The organism is Xanthomonas cassavae CFBP 4642 (assembly GCF_000454545.1).
In the GTDB taxonomy this organism is placed as follows: Bacteria; Pseudomonadota; Gammaproteobacteria; order Xanthomonadales; family Xanthomonadaceae; genus Xanthomonas; species Xanthomonas cassavae.
On the sequence record NZ_CM002139.1, the window covers coordinates 2,680,679 to 2,696,778 of the forward strand.

The window sequence follows — 16,100 nt, forward strand, 5'->3', positions numbered from 1 at the left end:
GGTCAATCCGCCTGGTTGGGAATCAGCAGCCACAGGATCAGGTAGACCAGGATGCCGGGAAACGCGGCCGAGGCGATCGACACGATCACGAACAACACGCGCAGCAGCGTGGAGCTCCAACCGAAGCGACGTGCGATACCGCCGACCACGCCGGCGATCATGCGATCGTTGAGGGAACGGGAGAGTGCGGTGGTGGCCATGGGCAGGCTCCTCGAAACGTGACGGCCAGTCTAGAAAGCCGGACGACAGCACACCGTGACGGGCGCCGGCACACTGCAATGCCGGGCATTGCCTTCCCAGATATCAGGCGGTTCCGTCTCGGTCCTGCAGCCAGCGATGGATCGCCACCGGTACCTCGCGCTGCGCACGTCCGGAGACGTAGATCCCGATATGGCCGCCGCGAAAACTCAGCTCGCTGTAATCGGCACTGCCCACCAAGCCGCGCAGGGCACGCGAGGCATCCGGCGGAACGAGGTGGTCGTGTTCGGCGTAGATATTCAGCACCGGCATGTCGACATCCTGCAGGTCGACCGCCTGCCCGCCGATGCGCACCTGCCCGGTGACCAACCCGTTGCGCTGGTAGAACAGGGTGACGAATTCGCGGAATGCCTCGCCTGCCAGATCGGGCGAATCGAAGATCCACTTTTCCATGCGCAGGAAATCTTCCAACGCCTGCTTGTCGTCGAGGATGTCGAGCAGGCCGACATACTTCTGCAGGTTGAGACGAAACGGCTTGAGCATCAGGTAGCTGGCGTTCATCAGGTCCGCCGGCACGTTGCCCATGGTGTCCACGAACAGATCCACATCGACCATGCGCGCCCAGTTGGACAGCATGTTGTCGGGGGTGTGGAAATCCACCGGCGTGACCATGGTGATCAGGTTGCGCACCTTGTGCCGCTGCAGCGCGGCGTAGCACAGCGAGAAAGTGCCGCCCTGGCAGATGCCGAGCACGTCCACCGCGTCCACCCCGGCGTGCTCGCGCAAATGATCCACCGCGCCGTCGATGTAGCGCAGCAGATAGTCTTCCAGGGTCAGATAGCGCTCGGAGCGGTCCGGGTAGCCCCAGTCCAGCACGTAAACATCCTGGCCATGGCTCAACAAGCCCTTGACCAGCGAGCGATCGGCCTGCAGGTCGACCATGTACGGGCGATTGACTAGCGCGTACACGATCAGCAGCGGTGTCCGGGCAACCGGCGCCTGGTCGCCGACGAAGCGATACAGCACCACCTTGCCATCGCGCCAGATTTCCTCGCGCTCGGTGACGCCGTAATCGACATCCTCCACGCCGGGCAGCAGCTTGAGGCCTTCGCGCAACTTGCGCTGCAGCGATAGCGTCTCCTGCATCAGGTCTTCGGCACTGAATCCCAGCGGCCCTTTCATGAGGTGGCTCCACGCGGTTTACCGGCGGCGGGTTTGCCTGTGGTCTTGCCGGCGTCACCCCTGGAGCCCGGCTTGCCCGCTGCAGTTTTTTTGACCGGCTTCGCGGCGGCGGCCGGCTTGCGCGCCGTCCCTGCGACAGCTGCCGCCTTGCGCCGCGGCGATGCCGCCACCGGATCGGCTTCGGGCGCCTCGGGCGTCCCCGCCTTGCCCGATGCGGTGGTCGCGCTGCGCAGCATCCGCCGTACCGCCCGCTCCAGTTCGGCGATGCGGCGATGTGCGGCATCCATTTCCGAACGTGTGGGCATGCCGAAGCGTTCGCTGAGCTGCTCCACCTCTTCCTGCAGTGCGGCGCGCAGACGCATATGCGCATTGGCAAAACCGCCGTAGACCTCGCGGAACTGGTCCGACAGCGCGATGTCGGCGTAGGACTCTTCGGCCGCCTCGATCCACAGATCGAACAGGGCGCGTGCGCTGGTCAACTGGCTGCCGCTGCTTTCGTGTTCGCCGAGCTTGCTGGTAAAGCGACCGAAGGCCTGTTCGATTGCCGCCTTCAGCTGTTCGCCATAGGCATGCGACTGGGCCTGGAACTCCTGTTGCGCACGCGCCAGCTTCTGCAGGTGTGCCTGGTGATTGCGGTTCAGCCCGAATGCGGGCATGTCCAGCCAGGGCGCATTTTCCTCGCGCCACTTGCCCAGCGTCTGCGCCGCTTCCTGCAGCCAGGGGTCGGAACCGCCCGGGCTGCCGCCGCGCAGCGAGCCCAGCGTCCATTGCATCAGTTGCTCGCCCTGCCCTTGCACGGCACGCCGCCAGGCATCGGAGACTTCATTGGCCGAAGTGTCGCGTCCGGCGAACTGGGCGGCCACCTGCTGCATGGTGCCGAACCAGTCGCCGGCCTGGGTACGGAAGCGATCGATGGCGTCCTGCGCCTGCGGTGCGGCCTGGGTGGGCAACAGCTGCGACCACCAGTCCACCGCCTTACGCCAGTCCTGCGGGGCATCGCCGCCTGCCGGCGGCGGTTGGGCAGCGGCGCCGGCCTGGCCGTGACGCATGGCATCTCCCCAAGCCGCCCAGTACTGGCGCGCCTTGTCCTGAAAGTTGCCATTGTCCGAACCGCTGCTCGCCATCATCCCCTCGCATATGTGTCCACCCGGCCATCCTACCGCGTGTACCGGGCGTTGCCGCTCAGGGTTTGGGGATCCGCAGCGTCTTGCTGATCATCAGCGAGCCGGAGACCGCAAACAGCAGCACCAACGGATGGAACTGCCAGGGGCCCAGCTGCCACTGCCCCCACCACAGAGCCTCGCCGACGCGGCCGGTGCTGGCGGCCACCGCCAGCAGGATCACCAGCACCAGGCTGGTGGGAATCGGCGTGCCTTCGAAATACGGCACCTTGTCGGCCTCGCCAGCGATTTCTTCGGCGGTCACGTTGTAGCGCGCCAGCCGGCTCACCCCGCAGCAGACGAAATAGCTGAGCACCAGCCAGTCCCAGCCACCGCGCATGCCGCAGGCATAACCGAGCGCAGCCGGCGCGACGCCGAACGAGATCACGTCTGCCAGCGAGTCCAGCTCGCGCCCCAGCGTGGACGAGGCCTTGCGCCAGCGTGCCACGTGCCCGTCCAGCGCATCGAACACGAAGGCCAGCGGAATCAACGCCATGCCCAGCAGCAGGTCGCCGCGGTGACCTTCCTGCAGGAAGCGCATCGCCGCGAAGACCGCCCCGGTGCCGCAGAAGGCGTTGGCCAGGGTGAACCAGTCTGCGAGTTGGAAATCGCGCAGCATCGAAAAATGGCGTTTCATGCGGAGCCTGAAGAAAGCGAGGCGCAAAGGGTAACGCGCGCGCGTCATGCAGGCGACCGTTGCGCCGTACTCCGCTAGGCTGGCGATCAGCGTGGCCGCTTGCGGCCGCGCACGCTCTCCCGACTTCCGAGGACACCCGATGCGCAGCATCCTGATCACTGGCGCCGGCAGCGGCATCGGCGCCGGCATCGCCGCCCACCTTGCCCGCGACGGCCACCATCTGCTGATCAGCGATCTGGACCTGGCCGCCGCCGAACAGATCGCGCAGCAGCTGCGCCAGGCGGGCGGCTCGGCCGAGGCACTGACGCTGGACGTGAGCGATGAAGACAGCATTGCCGATGCACTGGCCACCGCATCGCGCTCCCCGCAGGTGCTGGTGAACAACGCCGGCCTGCAACAGGTGGCTGCGCTGGAAGAGTTTCCGATGCAGCGCTGGGCAGTGCTGGTGGATGTGATGCTCACCGGCGCCGCACGCCTGAGCCGCGCGGTGTTGCCTGGCATGCGCGCGGCCGGCTACGGGCGCATCGTCAATATCGGCAGCATCCACTCGCTCGTCGCCAGCCCCTACAAGAGCGCCTATGTCGCTGCCAAGCATGGCCTGGTCGGCCTGGCCAAGGCGATCGCACTGGAAACCGCCGACTGCGACATCACCGTCAACACCCTATGCCCCAGCTATGTGCGCACGCCGCTGGTGGAGCGCCAGATCGCCGACCAGGCCCGCACACGTGGCATCGCCGAAGCGGCGGTGATCGGCGATGTGATGCTCAGGCCGATGCCCAAGGGCGCCTTCATCGAGTACGACGAGCTGGCTGGCACGGTAGCTTTTTTGATGACGCCTGCAGCGCGCAACATCACCGGGCAATCCATTGCCATCGATGGCGGCTGGACTGCGCAATAATCGCACTGGTGAAATTTTCACCAGTGCGATCGACGGCGTTGCAGCGCAAGGGCTGTCATGGGTTGTCCACAGACTTGCGCAGCGTCCATCCACAGGCGATGTGGAAAACTGTGCGACGCGTCCCAGGCGACTCCCAGCCGCTGGCCGGCACGTTGGCGGTGACGATGCGACACGGCATCAGGTTCGCCGCTCGCGCGCAGCGCGCTGGCGAACACATTCCCACTCAGACGCGCGAATAACTCCAAGACTGCATGCGCCCGTCGCGATACGGCATCACGCCATGGAACGGCCGCGGGTCGCCGTCGAATACCAGCGGCAGGAAGTTGCGGTCGCCCTCCCACATCGGCACCTGGTCCATCTGCGCGATGGAAATCCACTCCAGCGTGCCTTCCCGATTGGACGCCTGCGGGATGCCGTCGAAACTGCGGATCAGGAACACGAATCCCAGCCAGTCCTCGCCCTGCTTGCCGAACCCGGGCCAGCTGATGGTGCCGCGCAATTGCATGTCGCCGCACTCCACACCGGCTTCTTCGCGGATCTCGCGGCGCATGCAGGCCAGCACGTCCTCCTCCGGCTCCACCTTGCCCCCAAGCCCGTTGTACTTGCCCAGGTGCTGATCGCCCGGACGCGCATTGCGGTGGATCATCAGCACCTGCGTGCCGTCCGGCGACAGCAGGTAGCCCAGGGTGGCGACAATCGGGGTATAGGGCATGGCACAGGATCTGACACGAAGCGCATCAGTATGACCGATGCCATGGCCTGAACGCAGCAGAGGTCACTACGCGCAACTCGCCTTGATCGGACGGCATCCTGGGCAGCGGTCGGACGCCATCCTGCCTTGTATCTCCCAGATCAGTGTCGCGACAAGCCGGCCGCAATTGTTGCGCCCGCTACATCATCCAGACGCAATCCAGCGATCGACCTTAGCCGGCAGCGGCCTGCGCGCCCGGCCTTGGCGGCGCGACGTACTCGGAATCCAGCCGCAAGGTGGCCACCCCATGGCCGCGCTCGGCCAGGTAGTCCAGCCACTTGCCCAGGAAGGTGTTCATGCGCATACGATGGCTGATCAGCTCGGCCGGTGGCGGGAACATGCCCATCACGTCCTGCCAGCGACGGCCCACATAGCAATGCGTGGTCTCCGCCTGCCGGGCATCACGGTACAGGCGCACATACGCCGAGGGATCCGGCTCGCCGGTGACCGGGTCGCACAGGTCGTAGGTCAGCCGCAGCTCGACGGTGTAGCGGTGGCATTCGATGACGTCCAGGCGCAGGTCCAGGCCATCGCCGATCGACGAGACATACGATCCCGGTGCCAGATCGCCCGGGGCGAACAGGCGGGTCAGATGCTGGAAGTTCTCTGCATACAGGCCCATCAGCCAGCCGAACCGGCTCAGGCGGGGAATGATGTCGAGTTTGCTCAATGTCTGGGCCATGCACCGATCCTACACGCTGCGCTGCCGCGCGGGCAGCATTGACGAGGGCCCGACGACAGGCCTACCTTGGCGGGAGCATTGCCCCGCCCGCTTGACTCACCCGGGTTGCCGGCAAGCCGTCCGATCAATCGCGGCAGCATCCGGAGTGCGAACGCGCCGATCGCCTGCCCAATCCCGCATCCCGTCCCACCAATCCCGGCCTCAAAACATCTCGCGCTGCAGCCCCAGCGTAGAGAGCACCTTGCTGGAGATTTCCTCGATCGAGGTGTTGGTGGTACTGAGCGAGGGGATGCGCTCCATCTGGAACATGCGCTCGGCGAGCGCCACCTCACGCCGGCAGGTCTCGGCCGCGCTGTAACGCGAATTGGCGCGACGCTCCTGACGGATCTGCTGCAGACGTTCCGGGTCGATGGTCAGGCCGAACAGCTTGCTGCGGTAATTGCGCAGGCGCGGCGGCAGCTGTTCGTTCTCCAGGTCTTCATCGGTCAGCGGATAGTTGGCGGCGCGGATGCCGTAATGCAAGGCCAGATAGATGCAGGTCGGCGTCTTGCCGGCGCGCGACACCGCCACCAGAATCACGTCGGCCTCGTCGTAATTGAGCGCGATCCCATCGTCGTGGCTCAGCGCGAAGTTCATCGCGTTGATGCGCCGGTGATAGGTTTCGAAATCCACCATGCCGTGCGCGCGCCCCACGCGCGAATGCCGTGGCGCATTGAGCTCGCGCTCCAGCGGCTCGATGAAGGGCGCGAACACGTCCAGCATCAGCGCACCGCTTTCGGCCAGGATCATGCTCAATTGTGGATCCACGCACGAATTGACGACCACCGGGCGCACCTGATAGCGCTCGCCGGCGGCGCGCACCCGCATCGCGGCATGGCGCGCTTTTTCTGCATCGTCAATGAACGACATACGGTCGGTGACGAAGTTGAATCCGCTGAACTGGGTGAGCAGGCTATGCCCAATCGTTTCAGCGGTGATACCGGTTCCATCGGAGACGTAGAACACCGGCCGGATTGTTGACATCAAGACCACCTCTTTGAACTGGTGTTCAAAAGTTACGGGTTCATGCTTGTGCAGATTCCGCTGTGCACTGCATCATAGAGGCTTCTTCCTACGGACGCGGCCATCCAGCCCGCTCGGGCGATGGCCATACGGAGCATCGCGCTTGAACGAGAATATCCTGTGGTTGCATGAGCTACGCCTGGTCGATCTGGCCCGCGTAGGCGGTAAGAATTCCTCGCTCGGCGAGATGATCGGCAACTTGGCCGGATTGGGCGTTTCGGTTCCCGGTGGATATGCGACCACGGCCGAGGCTTTCAAGGACTTCATTGCCCACAACGACCTGTCCAAGCGCATCTTCGACAAGCTGGCAACGCTGGACGTGGAGGACGTGGCTGCCCTCACCGTTGCCGGCAAGGAAATCCGCGGCTGGGTGATCGATGCTCCGCTGCAGCCGGAACTGGACCGCGATATCTGCACCGCGTACGCACAGCTGTGTGCGGAAAATGGCGGTGGCGAAGTGGCGGTGGCGGTCCGTTCTTCCGCGACCGCCGAAGATCTGCCGGACGCGTCGTTCGCCGGCCAGCAGGAAACCTTCCTCAACGTGACCGGCGCCGACGATGTGGTGCACAAGGTCAAGGAAGTGTTCGCCAGCCTCTACAACGACCGTGCGATTGCCTACCGCGTGCATCACGGCTTCAAGCACGAGGACGTGTTCCTGTCGGCTGGCGTGCAGCTGATGGTGCGCTCGGGCGTGGGTTCGTCGGGCGTGCTGTTCACGCTGGACACCGAGTCCGGCTTCCGCGACGTGGTGTTCGTAACCTCCAGCTTCGGCCTGGGCGAAATGGTCGTGCAGGGTGCGGTCAATCCGGACGAGTTCTATGTCTACAAGCCCACGCTGACCGCAGGCAAGCCGGCGATCCTGCGCCGCTCGCTCGGCAGCAAGGCGATCCGGATGGTCTACTCGGATGTGCCAGGCGAACGCGTACGCACCGAAGACACGCCGGTGGAACTGCGCAGCACCTTCTCGATCAGCGATGAAGACGTGCAGGAGCTTTCCAAGCAGGCGCTGGTGATCGAAAAGCATTACGGCCGCCCGATGGACATCGAGTGGGCCAAGGACGGGGTCAGCGGCAAGCTGTTCATCGTGCAGGCGCGCCCGGAGACGGTGAAGTCGCGCAGTCACGCCACCCAGATCGAGCGTTTCTCGCTGGAGGCCAAGGACGCCAGGATCCTGGTCGAAGGCCGCGCGGTCGGCGCCAAGATCGGCAGCGGCGTCGCACGCGTGGTGCGCTCGCTGGAGGACATGAATCGCGTGCAGGCCGGCGATGTGTTGATTGCGGACATGACCGACCCCGATTGGGAGCCGGTGATGAAGCGCACCTCGGCCATCGTCACCAATCGTGGCGGCCGCACCTGCCACGCGGCGATCATCGCGCGCGAGCTGGGCGTGCCGGCGGTGGTCGGCTCGGGCAATGCAACCGATGTAATCGGCGATGGCCAGCAGATCACGGTGAGCTGCGCCGAAGGCGATACCGGCTTCATCTATGACGGCCTGCTGCCATTCGAGCGCACCACCACCGATCTGGGCAACATGCCGCCTGCCCCGCTCAAGATCATGATGAACGTGGCCAACCCGGAGCGTGCGTTCGACTTCGGCCAGTTGCCCAATGCCGGTATCGGCCTGGCGCGCCTGGAGATGATCATCGCCGCGCATATCGGCATCCACCCGAACGCGCTGCTGGAATACGACAAGCAGGACGCCGATGTCCGCCAGAAGATCGATGCCAAGATCGCCGGCTATGGCGATCCGGTGAGCTTTTACGTCAACCGCCTGGCCGAAGGCATCGCCACGCTGACCGCCTCGGTGGCGCCGAACACGGTGATCGTGCGCCTGTCGGACTTCAAGTCCAACGAGTACGCCAACCTGATCGGCGGCTCGCGTTACGAGCCGCATGAAGAGAACCCGATGATCGGCTTCCGCGGCGCCAGCCGTTACGTCGACCCGTCTTTCACCAAGGCGTTCGCACTGGAGTGCAAGGCGGTGCTGAAGGTGCGCAACGAGATGGGCCTGGACAACCTCTGGGTGATGATCCCGTTCGTGCGCACGCTGGAGGAAGGCCGCAAGGTGATCGAGGTGCTGGAACAGAACGGGCTCAAGCAAGGCGACGGTGCTGATGGAACGCCGGGCCTGAAGATCATCATGATGTGCGAGCTGCCGTCCAATGCGCTGCTGGCCGATGAATTCCTGGAGATCTTCGACGGCTTCTCGATCGGCTCCAACGACCTGACCCAGCTGACCCTGGGCCTGGACCGTGATTCGTCGATCGTGGCCCATCTGTTCGACGAGCGGAATCCGGCGGTGAAGAAGCTGCTGTCCATGGCGATCAAGTCGGCGCGTGCCAAAGGCAAATATGTGGGCATCTGCGGCCAGGGGCCGTCGGATCATCCGGAACTGGCCGAGTGGCTGATGCAGGAAGGGATCGATTCGGTGTCGCTGAATCCCGACACCGTGGTCGATACCTGGCTGCGCCTGGCCAAGCTCAAGAGCGAGAGCTGATGGGAGTGTTGGGTGTAGTGATGGCGGCCGCTGCGGGAGCAGCGGCTGCAAAGCCTGCAGCGCGGGCAACGGTAGACCCGGCGTTCAACTGGGCCACCATTCCGTGGGCCCAATACGCGTTGAACTGGGGCGTCGCGTTGCTGATTGTCGTGGTCGGCATGTGGCTGGCTAAGCAGCTTAGTCAGTGGTTGCATCGTGCGCTGACGCGGGCACGCGTCGAAACCACACTGACCAATTTCCTGCGCAACGTGGTGTATGCATTGTTGCTGGTACTGGTCTTCGTCAGCGCATTGAGCCAGATCGGCGTGCCCCCCACCTCGTTGATCGCGGTCTTGGGTGCGGCCGGCCTGGCGGTCGGCCTGGCGTTGAAGGACTCGCTATCCAACATCGCCGCCGGGGTCATGCTGATCGTGTTGCGGCCGATGCGCGATGGCGACCATGTGGTCATCGCCGGGCAGGAAGGCGTTGTGGACGAGATCCGGATCTTCCAGACCCGGCTGCGTGCCTTCGACGAACGCATGATCACCCTGCCCAACAGCACCATCACCACCGCCCCCATCATCAACTACAGCACCTTGCCCAACCGCCGGCTGGAAGTCACGGTGGGCGTGGGCTATGACGATGACCTGAAGAAGGCTCAGCAGTTGTTGCTGCAGATCGCCAAGGACAACCCCAATATCCTGGAATCGCCCGCACCGTTCGTGCAGGTCACCAACCTGGGCGAGAGCACGGTCGATCTGATGTTGTTTGCCTATGCCACCAACGGCAACTTCGGCGCGGCCAAGAGCAGCACGCTGGAGCAGATCCGCAATCAGTTGCTGGAGAACGGGCTCAATATTCCGTATCCGCAGCGCGATCTGCACGTGTATCACCACGACGCCGACGGCAAGCCGATCTCCGATCTGCTGCTCAAGGGCATCGCCGACGATGGCGATGTCAGCAAGGGGCCACCGCTGGCGCGCTAAGCTGGACTCGCTGAAAAAATAAAAGGCCGCATCGAAGGATGCGGCCTTTTTCATCGCCAACCGTGCTTCCGTCGCAAATATCAGGTCGGCGCCCTGCCGGGAGGTTTGCGGAGGACTGCGCGCGGCACTCGCCCGCCAGGGATCACACCCAGTGGTCGTCCGCCACTTTCAACACTCAGCCTTCCACACCGGCGGCGGTATCGCCGCCCAGCGCACCCATGAACTGCCGGTAGTGGCGCAGTTCGGCAATGGAGTCGCGCACATCGCTCAGCGCGGTGTGCGCCGAACTCTTGGCGAACGTATTGGCCACGGTCGGCGCCCAACGCCGCGCCAATTCTTTGATGGTGGACACATCCAGGTTGCGATAATGGAAGTAACGCTCCAGGCGCGACATCTGGCGGTGCAGGAAGCGGCGATCCTGGCAGATCGAGTTGCCGCACATCGGCGAGGCGCCGGCACGGATCCATTCGCTCAAGAACGCCACCGTCTGCGCCTCGGCCTGTGCGTGGGTGACCTGACTGTCCAGCACGCGCTGCCACAGGCCCGAACGGCGATGCTGGTTGCGGTTCCACTCGTCCATTGCTTCCAGCGTTTCCGGCGGATGGGCGATGGCCAGTTCCGGCCCTTCGGCAAGCACATTCAACTGCGCATCGGTCACGATGGTGGCGATCTCGATGATCGAATCCTGGTCGGTGTCCAGGCCGGTCATTTCCAGATCGATCCAGATCAGTCGGTCGTTGCCTGCGAGGGTGTCTGCCATATCGCCGTCCTGTGGATGGCCGTCGCCGGCCGGGTGCTGGAAAGGGCGCGCATCATACCGCGCCCATGTGGCTCACGGCAGCAGCGGCGGCTTGCCGCGCTTTGCCCGAAAGTAATTGGTCAGCCGCAGGCTCGCCTCGGCCGCAAGAACTCCGCCGGCCACCTGCACGCGGTGGTTGTGGCGCGGGTCGGCCAGCAGGTCGAACACGCTGCCGCAGGCACCGGTCTTCGGGTCGCTGGCGGCAAACACCACCCGCGCGATACGCGCATGGATCATCGCCATGGCGCACATCGCGCACGGCTCCAGGGTGACGTACAGCGTGCAGCCGAGCAGGCGGTGATTGGCTAGCCGGCGTCCGGCTTGGCGCATCGCCACGATCTCGGCATGCGCGCTGGGGTCGTGGCTGGCGATGTTGAAGTTCCAGCCCTCGCCCAGCACTTGGCCCTGCGCATCGATCAGTACCGCACCGACCGGGATCTCGTCGTAGTCGCGCTCGGCGCGTGCAGCCAGCTGCAGAGCGTGCTGCATCCACTGCCGGTCCAGCAGCAGCTGCGGCGCGTCGTCGATGCTGCACCCGGGCGACACGCTCACGCCGCACTGCCGCCCTGGCGATCCAGGAACGCGGCGAAGGCAGCCACCGTGGCCTCGCTGACATGGTGCTCGATGCCTTCGGCATCGCGACGCGCGGTGGCCTCGTCGATGCCCAGGGCAAGCAGGAAGCGCTCGACGATCTGATGGCGCTGCCGGCTGGAGGCAGCCAGCGCTTCGCCGGCCGGGGTCAGGAACACGCCGCGATACGGGCGCTGCACCACCCAGCCATCACGCACCAGCCGCTTGAGCATCTTGGCCACCGTGGGCTGAGCCACCCCCAGACGCGCGGCGATATCGACCTGGCGTGCCTCGCCGCCGTCGACCAGCAGATCGGAGATCAGCTCCACATAGTCCTCGACCAGCTCGGCGCGGCGCGCTTCGCGCACCTGGCGGAAGCTTTCCATATGCACCTGCGCATCGATCAGGGACGGCGTGGCCGCCTCCAGCTTTTCGCTCTTGCCCACCCTTGCCCTCGTGATTGCGTCCGGAATTGGTGCCGGGATGCGTAGTGTGAGGCACGCGACCGATCAATAGGATTGAATTTGCCAATGCTCAACAGCATAGCAAGTGCTATATCATACGACCAACCCACCGTCTCCGTTCCCGCATGTCCGCCGACAAGCTCGCTGCTGCTCCTTCGCCTGCCCCTTTGACCGGCGGCCTTGGCGATCACCACGCCAGCATCGCCGTGCCTGGCAAGGGCCACTGGTGGTTCCGCCTGCTGGCGTTTCTGGGTCCGGGCTACATGGTGTCGGTGGGCTACATGGATCCGGGCAACTGGGCCACCGACCTGGCTGGAGGTTCGCAGTTCGGCTACCTGCTGCTATCGGTGATCCTGCTCTCCAACCTCATGGCGATCGTGCTGCAGAGCCTGTCGGCACGGCTGGGCATCGCCACCGGGCTGGACCTGGCGCAGGCCTGCCGGACGTGCTACCCGCGTGCGGTAAACCTGGCGCTGTGGGGGTTGTGCGAGCTGGCGATCATCGCCTGCGACCTGGCCGAGGTGATCGGCACCGCAATCGCGCTGAAACTGTTGTTCGGCATTCCGCTGACGCTGGGCGCGATCATCACCGCGGTGGATGTGGTGCTGGTGTTGTTGCTGATGAACCGTGGCTTCCGCGCCCTGGAAGCATTCGTGATGGCCTTGCTGCTGATCATCTTCGTGTGCTTCGGCATCCAGATCGCGCTGGCCGCGCCGCCGATTGCGGCAGTGCTGGGCGGTTTCATTCCGCGTGCGCAAGTCGTTACCGACCCGCAGGCGCTGTATCTGGCGATCGGCATCATCGGCGCGACGGTGATGCCGCATAACCTGTATCTGCACTCCTCGATCGTGCAGACGCGTGCCTACCCGCGCACCGACACGGGGCGCTGCTCGGCCTTGCGCTGGGCGGTCACCGACAGCACGGTGGCGCTGATGTTCGCGTTGTTCATCAACGCCTCCATCCTGATCCTGGCAGCGGCGGTGTTCCATGCGCAGGGGCGCACCGACGTGCAGGAGATTGAGCAGGCGCATGCCCTGCTCGCGCCGATGCTGGGCGTGGGCCTGGCCTCGACCTTGTTCGCGGTCGCCCTGCTCGCCTCCGGCGTCAATTCCACCGTGACCGCGACGCTGGCCGGGCAGATCGTGATGGAAGGCTTCCTGCAATTGCGGTTGGCGCCGTGGCTGCGCCGCCTGTTCACCCGCGGCATCGCCATCGTGCCGGTGGTGGCGGTCACCTGGCTGTATGGCGAAGCCGGTACGGCGCGGCTCTTGGTGCTGAGCCAGGTGGTGTTGTCGATGCAATTGCCGTTTGCGGTGATCCCGCTGGTGCGCTTCGTGTCCGACCGCCAACTGATGGGTGCGCTGGTGGCGCCGGCCTGGTTGGTACGCACCGCCTGGGGGATTGCGTTGGTGATCGTGGCGTTGAACCTCAAGCTGCTATGGGACACCGCGCTGCACTAGGAGCGACTGACAGAACGTAGCGAGCAGTCCTCAGGCGGGTGCGGACGGCGCGGAGAAACCGGAGTGTACGAGTGGTACATGCCGCATCGAGCACCGGCCGCGCCCCGCCTGGCGGTGAGCGCAGTAGTTTTGTTAGCCGCTCCAAGCGTTGCTGGCAGTGGTGAGATGCTTTACGCCGCAAGATGCAGAGGCCGGCGATCGATGGCATCCAGCCCGCCGTTGCCCTCGGCCTGCGCCCGGTGTCTGCACATGACTGCGGCCGATCGATCAAGCCATGGCGGCTTTGGCAATCGACCTGATCCACACCACGGCGGTTAAACGGCGCAGAGCGCACGCAGATGCAATCTGCATCGCCACTGCAAGCGCTCTGCTGCCGGCATGCACCGGCGTGTCCCTGGCCTGCGTCGCTACTGGCGGCAGTGATCGACGCGCTGGACCTCAAGGACGCGATCCTGGTCGGCCATTCCACCGGCGGCGGCGAGGTGGCGCATTACGTGGGCCGTCACGGCAGCAAGCGCGTGGCCAAGGTAGTGCTGGTGGGCGCGGTGCCGCCGCAGATGGTCAAGAGCCCGACCAATCCGGGCGGCCTGCCGATGAGCGTGTTCGACGGCATCCGCGAGGGCGTGGCCAAGGACCGGTCGCAGTTCTACCAGGACCTGACCACACCCTTCTTCGGCGCCAACCGTGATGGCCACAAGGTCACCCAGGGCATGCGCGATGCGTTCTGGCTGCAGGGCATGCTGGGCGGCCACAAGGGACAGTACGACTGCATCAAGGAATTCTCCGAAGTCGATTACACCCCCGACCTGAAGAAGATCGATGTGCCGGCGCTGGTGGTGCATGGCGACGACGACCAGATCGTGCCGATCGGTGCGTCGGCCAAGCTGTCGTCCAAGATCGTCAAGAATGCCGAACTGAAGATCTATGCCGGCGCGCCGCATGGGCTGACCATCACGCACGCCGATCAGTTCAACAAGGATCTGCTGGCCTTTGCTAAGGCCTGATTGTTGCAACAAGGCAACACGCCGGGCCGGCTCGCGAGAGCCGGCCTGTGTTTTTGGTCGGTGGAGTCCGCCAAAGGCCAGACCAGGCGTTCGACTCACGTGCGACAGATGCCGCGTGCATGCCCTGCGCCGCGAATGGGCGTGCGCGACCGTACCCACGCGGTGACCCGTCGCACTGCGCCGCGGGATCCTGTCGCTGGAGACCTGAGCGGCCGGCGCACGCGCCGGGCGACTGCTGGAAGCAATCGACCTTGTCTCGGTGCAGCGCATGCCCTGACCGGAGCGCAGCGTGGTTAGTCCAGGGCAATGCGGCAGTACGTCGACGCACAGGTGCATCCACCCCATCGCCCGCCTCTGCTACCTCCCGGGTCGTACACGCGTGGCGCGCGCGCACCGGGCCGGCAACTTTGCAACGCGGTCGACCATTCTTGAACGCAAGGCGCGCGGCGCGATCGACCTGCACTCTCAAATGGATCGGCTTGAGCTATCGTATGCACCGCCAGCGGCATGGGGGCCGCTTCAGCATCCTTGATGACAGCCGATAAGGGCTACGTCCAACCGCTGCACAGGGCTGCGGCGGCAATCGATTCAATCATTTAAACGCGTTCAGGGGAATTGCGATGCTTCGTCACTCTTTGCGGGTGCGCCTGCTGTTGCCGGTGCTGGCCTTGGTGCTGGTCGTGGTGGTGGCACTGACGGTCATTCTGGCCATTACCGAAGCGAACCGGGTCAAGGTCGAAACCGGCGACTCGATCGAGCGCCAGTCGGTGTCGTTGCAGACCTTGTTCGCAGTCACCCGCTCGATGATGCTGGACCGCGTCAATTCCTCCATGCGCCAACTGCGCAAGGAGGCCAACGCGCAGGGCGCGCCTAGCCTGGGCAACGAGATCCGGGTGGCCGACCGCAACGCCAACGACCTGCTGCTGGGCCAGCGCGGGCAGGCCAACGTCTTCACCATGCTCGACGACGTGACCGCCATCCACGAAGGCACCGCCACGCTGTTCTCGCGTACCGGCGAGGACTTCGTGCGCATCTCCACCAACGTCAAGAAAGAAGACGGCAGCCGCGCCATCGGTACCCTGCTCGATCCCAACGGCCAGGCTGCAGCCAAGCTGCGTAACGGCGAAAGCTTCTACGGCGTGGTCGACATCCTGGGCAACCCGTACGTCACCGGCTACGAGCCGATCTTCGCCGGCAGCGACAAGCGCGTGATCGGCGCATGGTATGTGGGCTACAAGGCCGACACCCAGGCGCTGGAAAACGTGGTCAGCAGCCGTCGCGTGCTCGAATCCGGCTTCATTGCCGTGTTCGACAGCAAGAACAAGCTGCGCTTCCAGTCCACCACCGGCGCCACCACCGACACCGCCACCATCGAGCGGATCGTCAAGGACAGCCCGGACGACTGGGTGGTGACCAAGCAGGAAGTGCCTGATTGGGGCTTCACGCTGGTGTCCGCGTACCCCAAGAGCGACGTCAACGGCGTGATCGTGCGGCAGTCGCTGTGGATCGCCGGCATCGGCCTGCTGGTGTGCGCGCTGCTGCTCGGCCTGCAGTGGGCGCTGATCTGGAGCCGCGTGTTGCGCCCGATCCAGCATCTGACCACCGTGGCCGAAGAACTCAGCCTGGGCAAGTGGAACCACACGATCGAAGAGGTCAACCTCAAGGATGAAATTGGTACGCTGGCGCGCGCCATCTCCCGCCTGTCCAACAGCGTCCGGTTGGCCATGGAGCGTCTCAGCAAACGCTGAGCCGTTCCATTCGATTTCGCACC

At 64.8% G+C, this 16,100-nt stretch carries 15 protein-coding genes, 1 other RNA gene and 1 pseudogene; 6 read left to right on the top strand and 11 right to left on the bottom strand.

Annotated features, from left to right (window positions below):
* Window positions 1–2: 2 nt before the first annotated feature.
* The 4 genes from XCSCFBP4642_RS0111890 to XCSCFBP4642_RS0111905 all read right to left on the bottom strand — a co-directional run bounded on the left by XCSCFBP4642_RS0111890 (window position 3) and on the right by XCSCFBP4642_RS0111905 (window position 3,225).
* A complete protein-coding gene (locus XCSCFBP4642_RS0111890; RefSeq protein ID WP_029219975.1) occupies window positions 3–200 on the bottom strand; it encodes a PspC domain-containing protein in 198 nt (65 codons plus the stop codon).
* 103 nt (window positions 201–303) lie between these two features.
* On the bottom strand, window positions 304–1,380 hold the full coding sequence (locus XCSCFBP4642_RS0111895) for a class III poly(R)-hydroxyalkanoic acid synthase subunit PhaC (protein WP_029219976.1): 1,077 nt from the start codon (window positions 1,378–1,380) through the stop codon (window positions 304–306).
* On the bottom strand, window positions 1,377–2,507 hold the full coding sequence (gene phaE, locus XCSCFBP4642_RS0111900; protein ID WP_029219977.1) for a class III poly(R)-hydroxyalkanoic acid synthase subunit PhaE: 1,131 nt from the start codon (window positions 2,505–2,507) through the stop codon (window positions 1,377–1,379). The genes XCSCFBP4642_RS0111895 and phaE overlap by 4 nt, the downstream gene beginning before the upstream one ends.
* 55 nt (window positions 2,508–2,562) lie before the next feature.
* Window positions 2,563–3,225 carry a CDP-alcohol phosphatidyltransferase family protein gene (locus XCSCFBP4642_RS0111905; RefSeq protein ID WP_029219978.1) on the bottom strand — a complete coding sequence of 221 codons (663 nt, stop codon included), beginning with the start codon at window positions 3,223–3,225 and terminating at the stop codon, window positions 2,563–2,565.
* A gap of 91 nt (window positions 3,226–3,316) precedes the next feature.
* Between XCSCFBP4642_RS0111905 and XCSCFBP4642_RS0111910 the strand changes: the two genes are divergently transcribed.
* Complete coding sequence (locus XCSCFBP4642_RS0111910) at window positions 3,317–4,075, top strand: 3-hydroxybutyrate dehydrogenase (protein ID WP_029219979.1); 759 nt, start codon at window positions 3,317–3,319, stop codon at window positions 4,073–4,075.
* Window positions 4,076–4,298: 223 nt separating this feature from the next.
* Here XCSCFBP4642_RS0111910 and XCSCFBP4642_RS0111915 read toward each other — a convergent pair whose 3' ends face one another.
* From XCSCFBP4642_RS0111915 to ppsR, 3 genes are all read right to left on the bottom strand, one after another.
* Entirely contained in the window at window positions 4,299–4,787 is a 489-nt protein-coding gene (locus XCSCFBP4642_RS0111915; RefSeq protein WP_029219980.1) for an NUDIX hydrolase, read from the bottom strand.
* A gap of 211 nt (window positions 4,788–4,998) precedes the next feature.
* Window positions 4,999–5,508, bottom strand: coding sequence for a DUF1249 domain-containing protein (locus XCSCFBP4642_RS0111920; protein WP_029219981.1), 510 nt, complete (start codon window positions 5,506–5,508; stop codon window positions 4,999–5,001).
* A 201-nt stretch (window positions 5,509–5,709) separates the two neighbouring features.
* A complete protein-coding gene (ppsR, locus tag XCSCFBP4642_RS0111925; RefSeq protein WP_029219982.1) occupies window positions 5,710–6,531 on the bottom strand; it encodes a posphoenolpyruvate synthetase regulatory kinase/phosphorylase PpsR in 822 nt (273 codons plus the stop codon).
* A 142-nt stretch (window positions 6,532–6,673) separates the two neighbouring features.
* Here ppsR and ppsA point away from each other — a divergent pair, with 142 nt between their 5' ends.
* Both ppsA and XCSCFBP4642_RS0111935 read left to right on the top strand, forming a co-directional pair.
* Window positions 6,674–9,067 carry a phosphoenolpyruvate synthase gene (gene ppsA, locus XCSCFBP4642_RS0111930; protein ID WP_029219983.1) on the top strand — a complete coding sequence of 798 codons (2,394 nt, stop codon included), beginning with the start codon at window positions 6,674–6,676 and terminating at the stop codon, window positions 9,065–9,067.
* Window positions 9,067–10,032: a mechanosensitive ion channel family protein gene (locus XCSCFBP4642_RS0111935; protein ID WP_029219984.1), complete on the top strand. Its 966-nt coding sequence runs from the start codon at window positions 9,067–9,069 to the stop codon at window positions 10,030–10,032. The genes ppsA and XCSCFBP4642_RS0111935 overlap by 1 nt, the downstream gene beginning before the upstream one ends.
* 175 nt (window positions 10,033–10,207) lie before the next feature.
* Here the strand turns inward: XCSCFBP4642_RS0111935 and orn are convergent, their stop codons facing one another.
* The 3 genes from orn to mntR form a co-directional block, all read right to left on the bottom strand.
* Window positions 10,208–10,792 carry an oligoribonuclease gene (orn, locus tag XCSCFBP4642_RS0111940; protein ID WP_029219985.1) on the bottom strand — a complete coding sequence of 195 codons (585 nt, stop codon included), beginning with the start codon at window positions 10,790–10,792 and terminating at the stop codon, window positions 10,208–10,210.
* A gap of 72 nt (window positions 10,793–10,864) precedes the next feature.
* Entirely contained in the window at window positions 10,865–11,320 is a 456-nt protein-coding gene (tadA, locus tag XCSCFBP4642_RS0111945) for a tRNA adenosine(34) deaminase TadA (RefSeq protein WP_228325687.1), read from the bottom strand.
* 59 nt (window positions 11,321–11,379) lie between these two features.
* Window positions 11,380–11,847, bottom strand: a complete 468-nt coding sequence (gene mntR, locus XCSCFBP4642_RS0111950) for a manganese-binding transcriptional regulator MntR (protein ID WP_029219987.1) — start codon at window positions 11,845–11,847, stop codon at window positions 11,380–11,382.
* A 143-nt stretch (window positions 11,848–11,990) separates the two neighbouring features.
* Between mntR and XCSCFBP4642_RS0111955 the strand changes: the two genes are divergently transcribed.
* Window positions 11,991–13,325, top strand: a complete 1,335-nt coding sequence (locus XCSCFBP4642_RS0111955) for an Nramp family divalent metal transporter (protein ID WP_029219988.1) — start codon at window positions 11,991–11,993, stop codon at window positions 13,323–13,325.
* Window positions 13,326–13,329: 4 nt separating this feature from the next.
* Here XCSCFBP4642_RS0111955 and XCSCFBP4642_RS27030 read toward each other — a convergent pair.
* A non-coding RNA gene (locus XCSCFBP4642_RS27030) (sX9 sRNA) lies at window positions 13,330–13,405 on the bottom strand.
* A gap of 330 nt (window positions 13,406–13,735) precedes the next feature.
* On the opposite strand from XCSCFBP4642_RS27030, the pseudogene XCSCFBP4642_RS0111960 reads away from it, so the two are divergent.
* Window positions 13,736–14,329: pseudogene (locus XCSCFBP4642_RS0111960) on the top strand (alpha/beta fold hydrolase); the annotation flags it as partial.
* Between the two features lie 620 nt (window positions 14,330–14,949).
* Window positions 14,950–16,077, top strand: coding sequence for a Cache 3/Cache 2 fusion domain-containing protein (locus XCSCFBP4642_RS0111965; protein ID WP_029219990.1), 1,128 nt, complete (start codon window positions 14,950–14,952; stop codon window positions 16,075–16,077).
* Window positions 16,078–16,100: the final 23 nt, after the last annotated feature.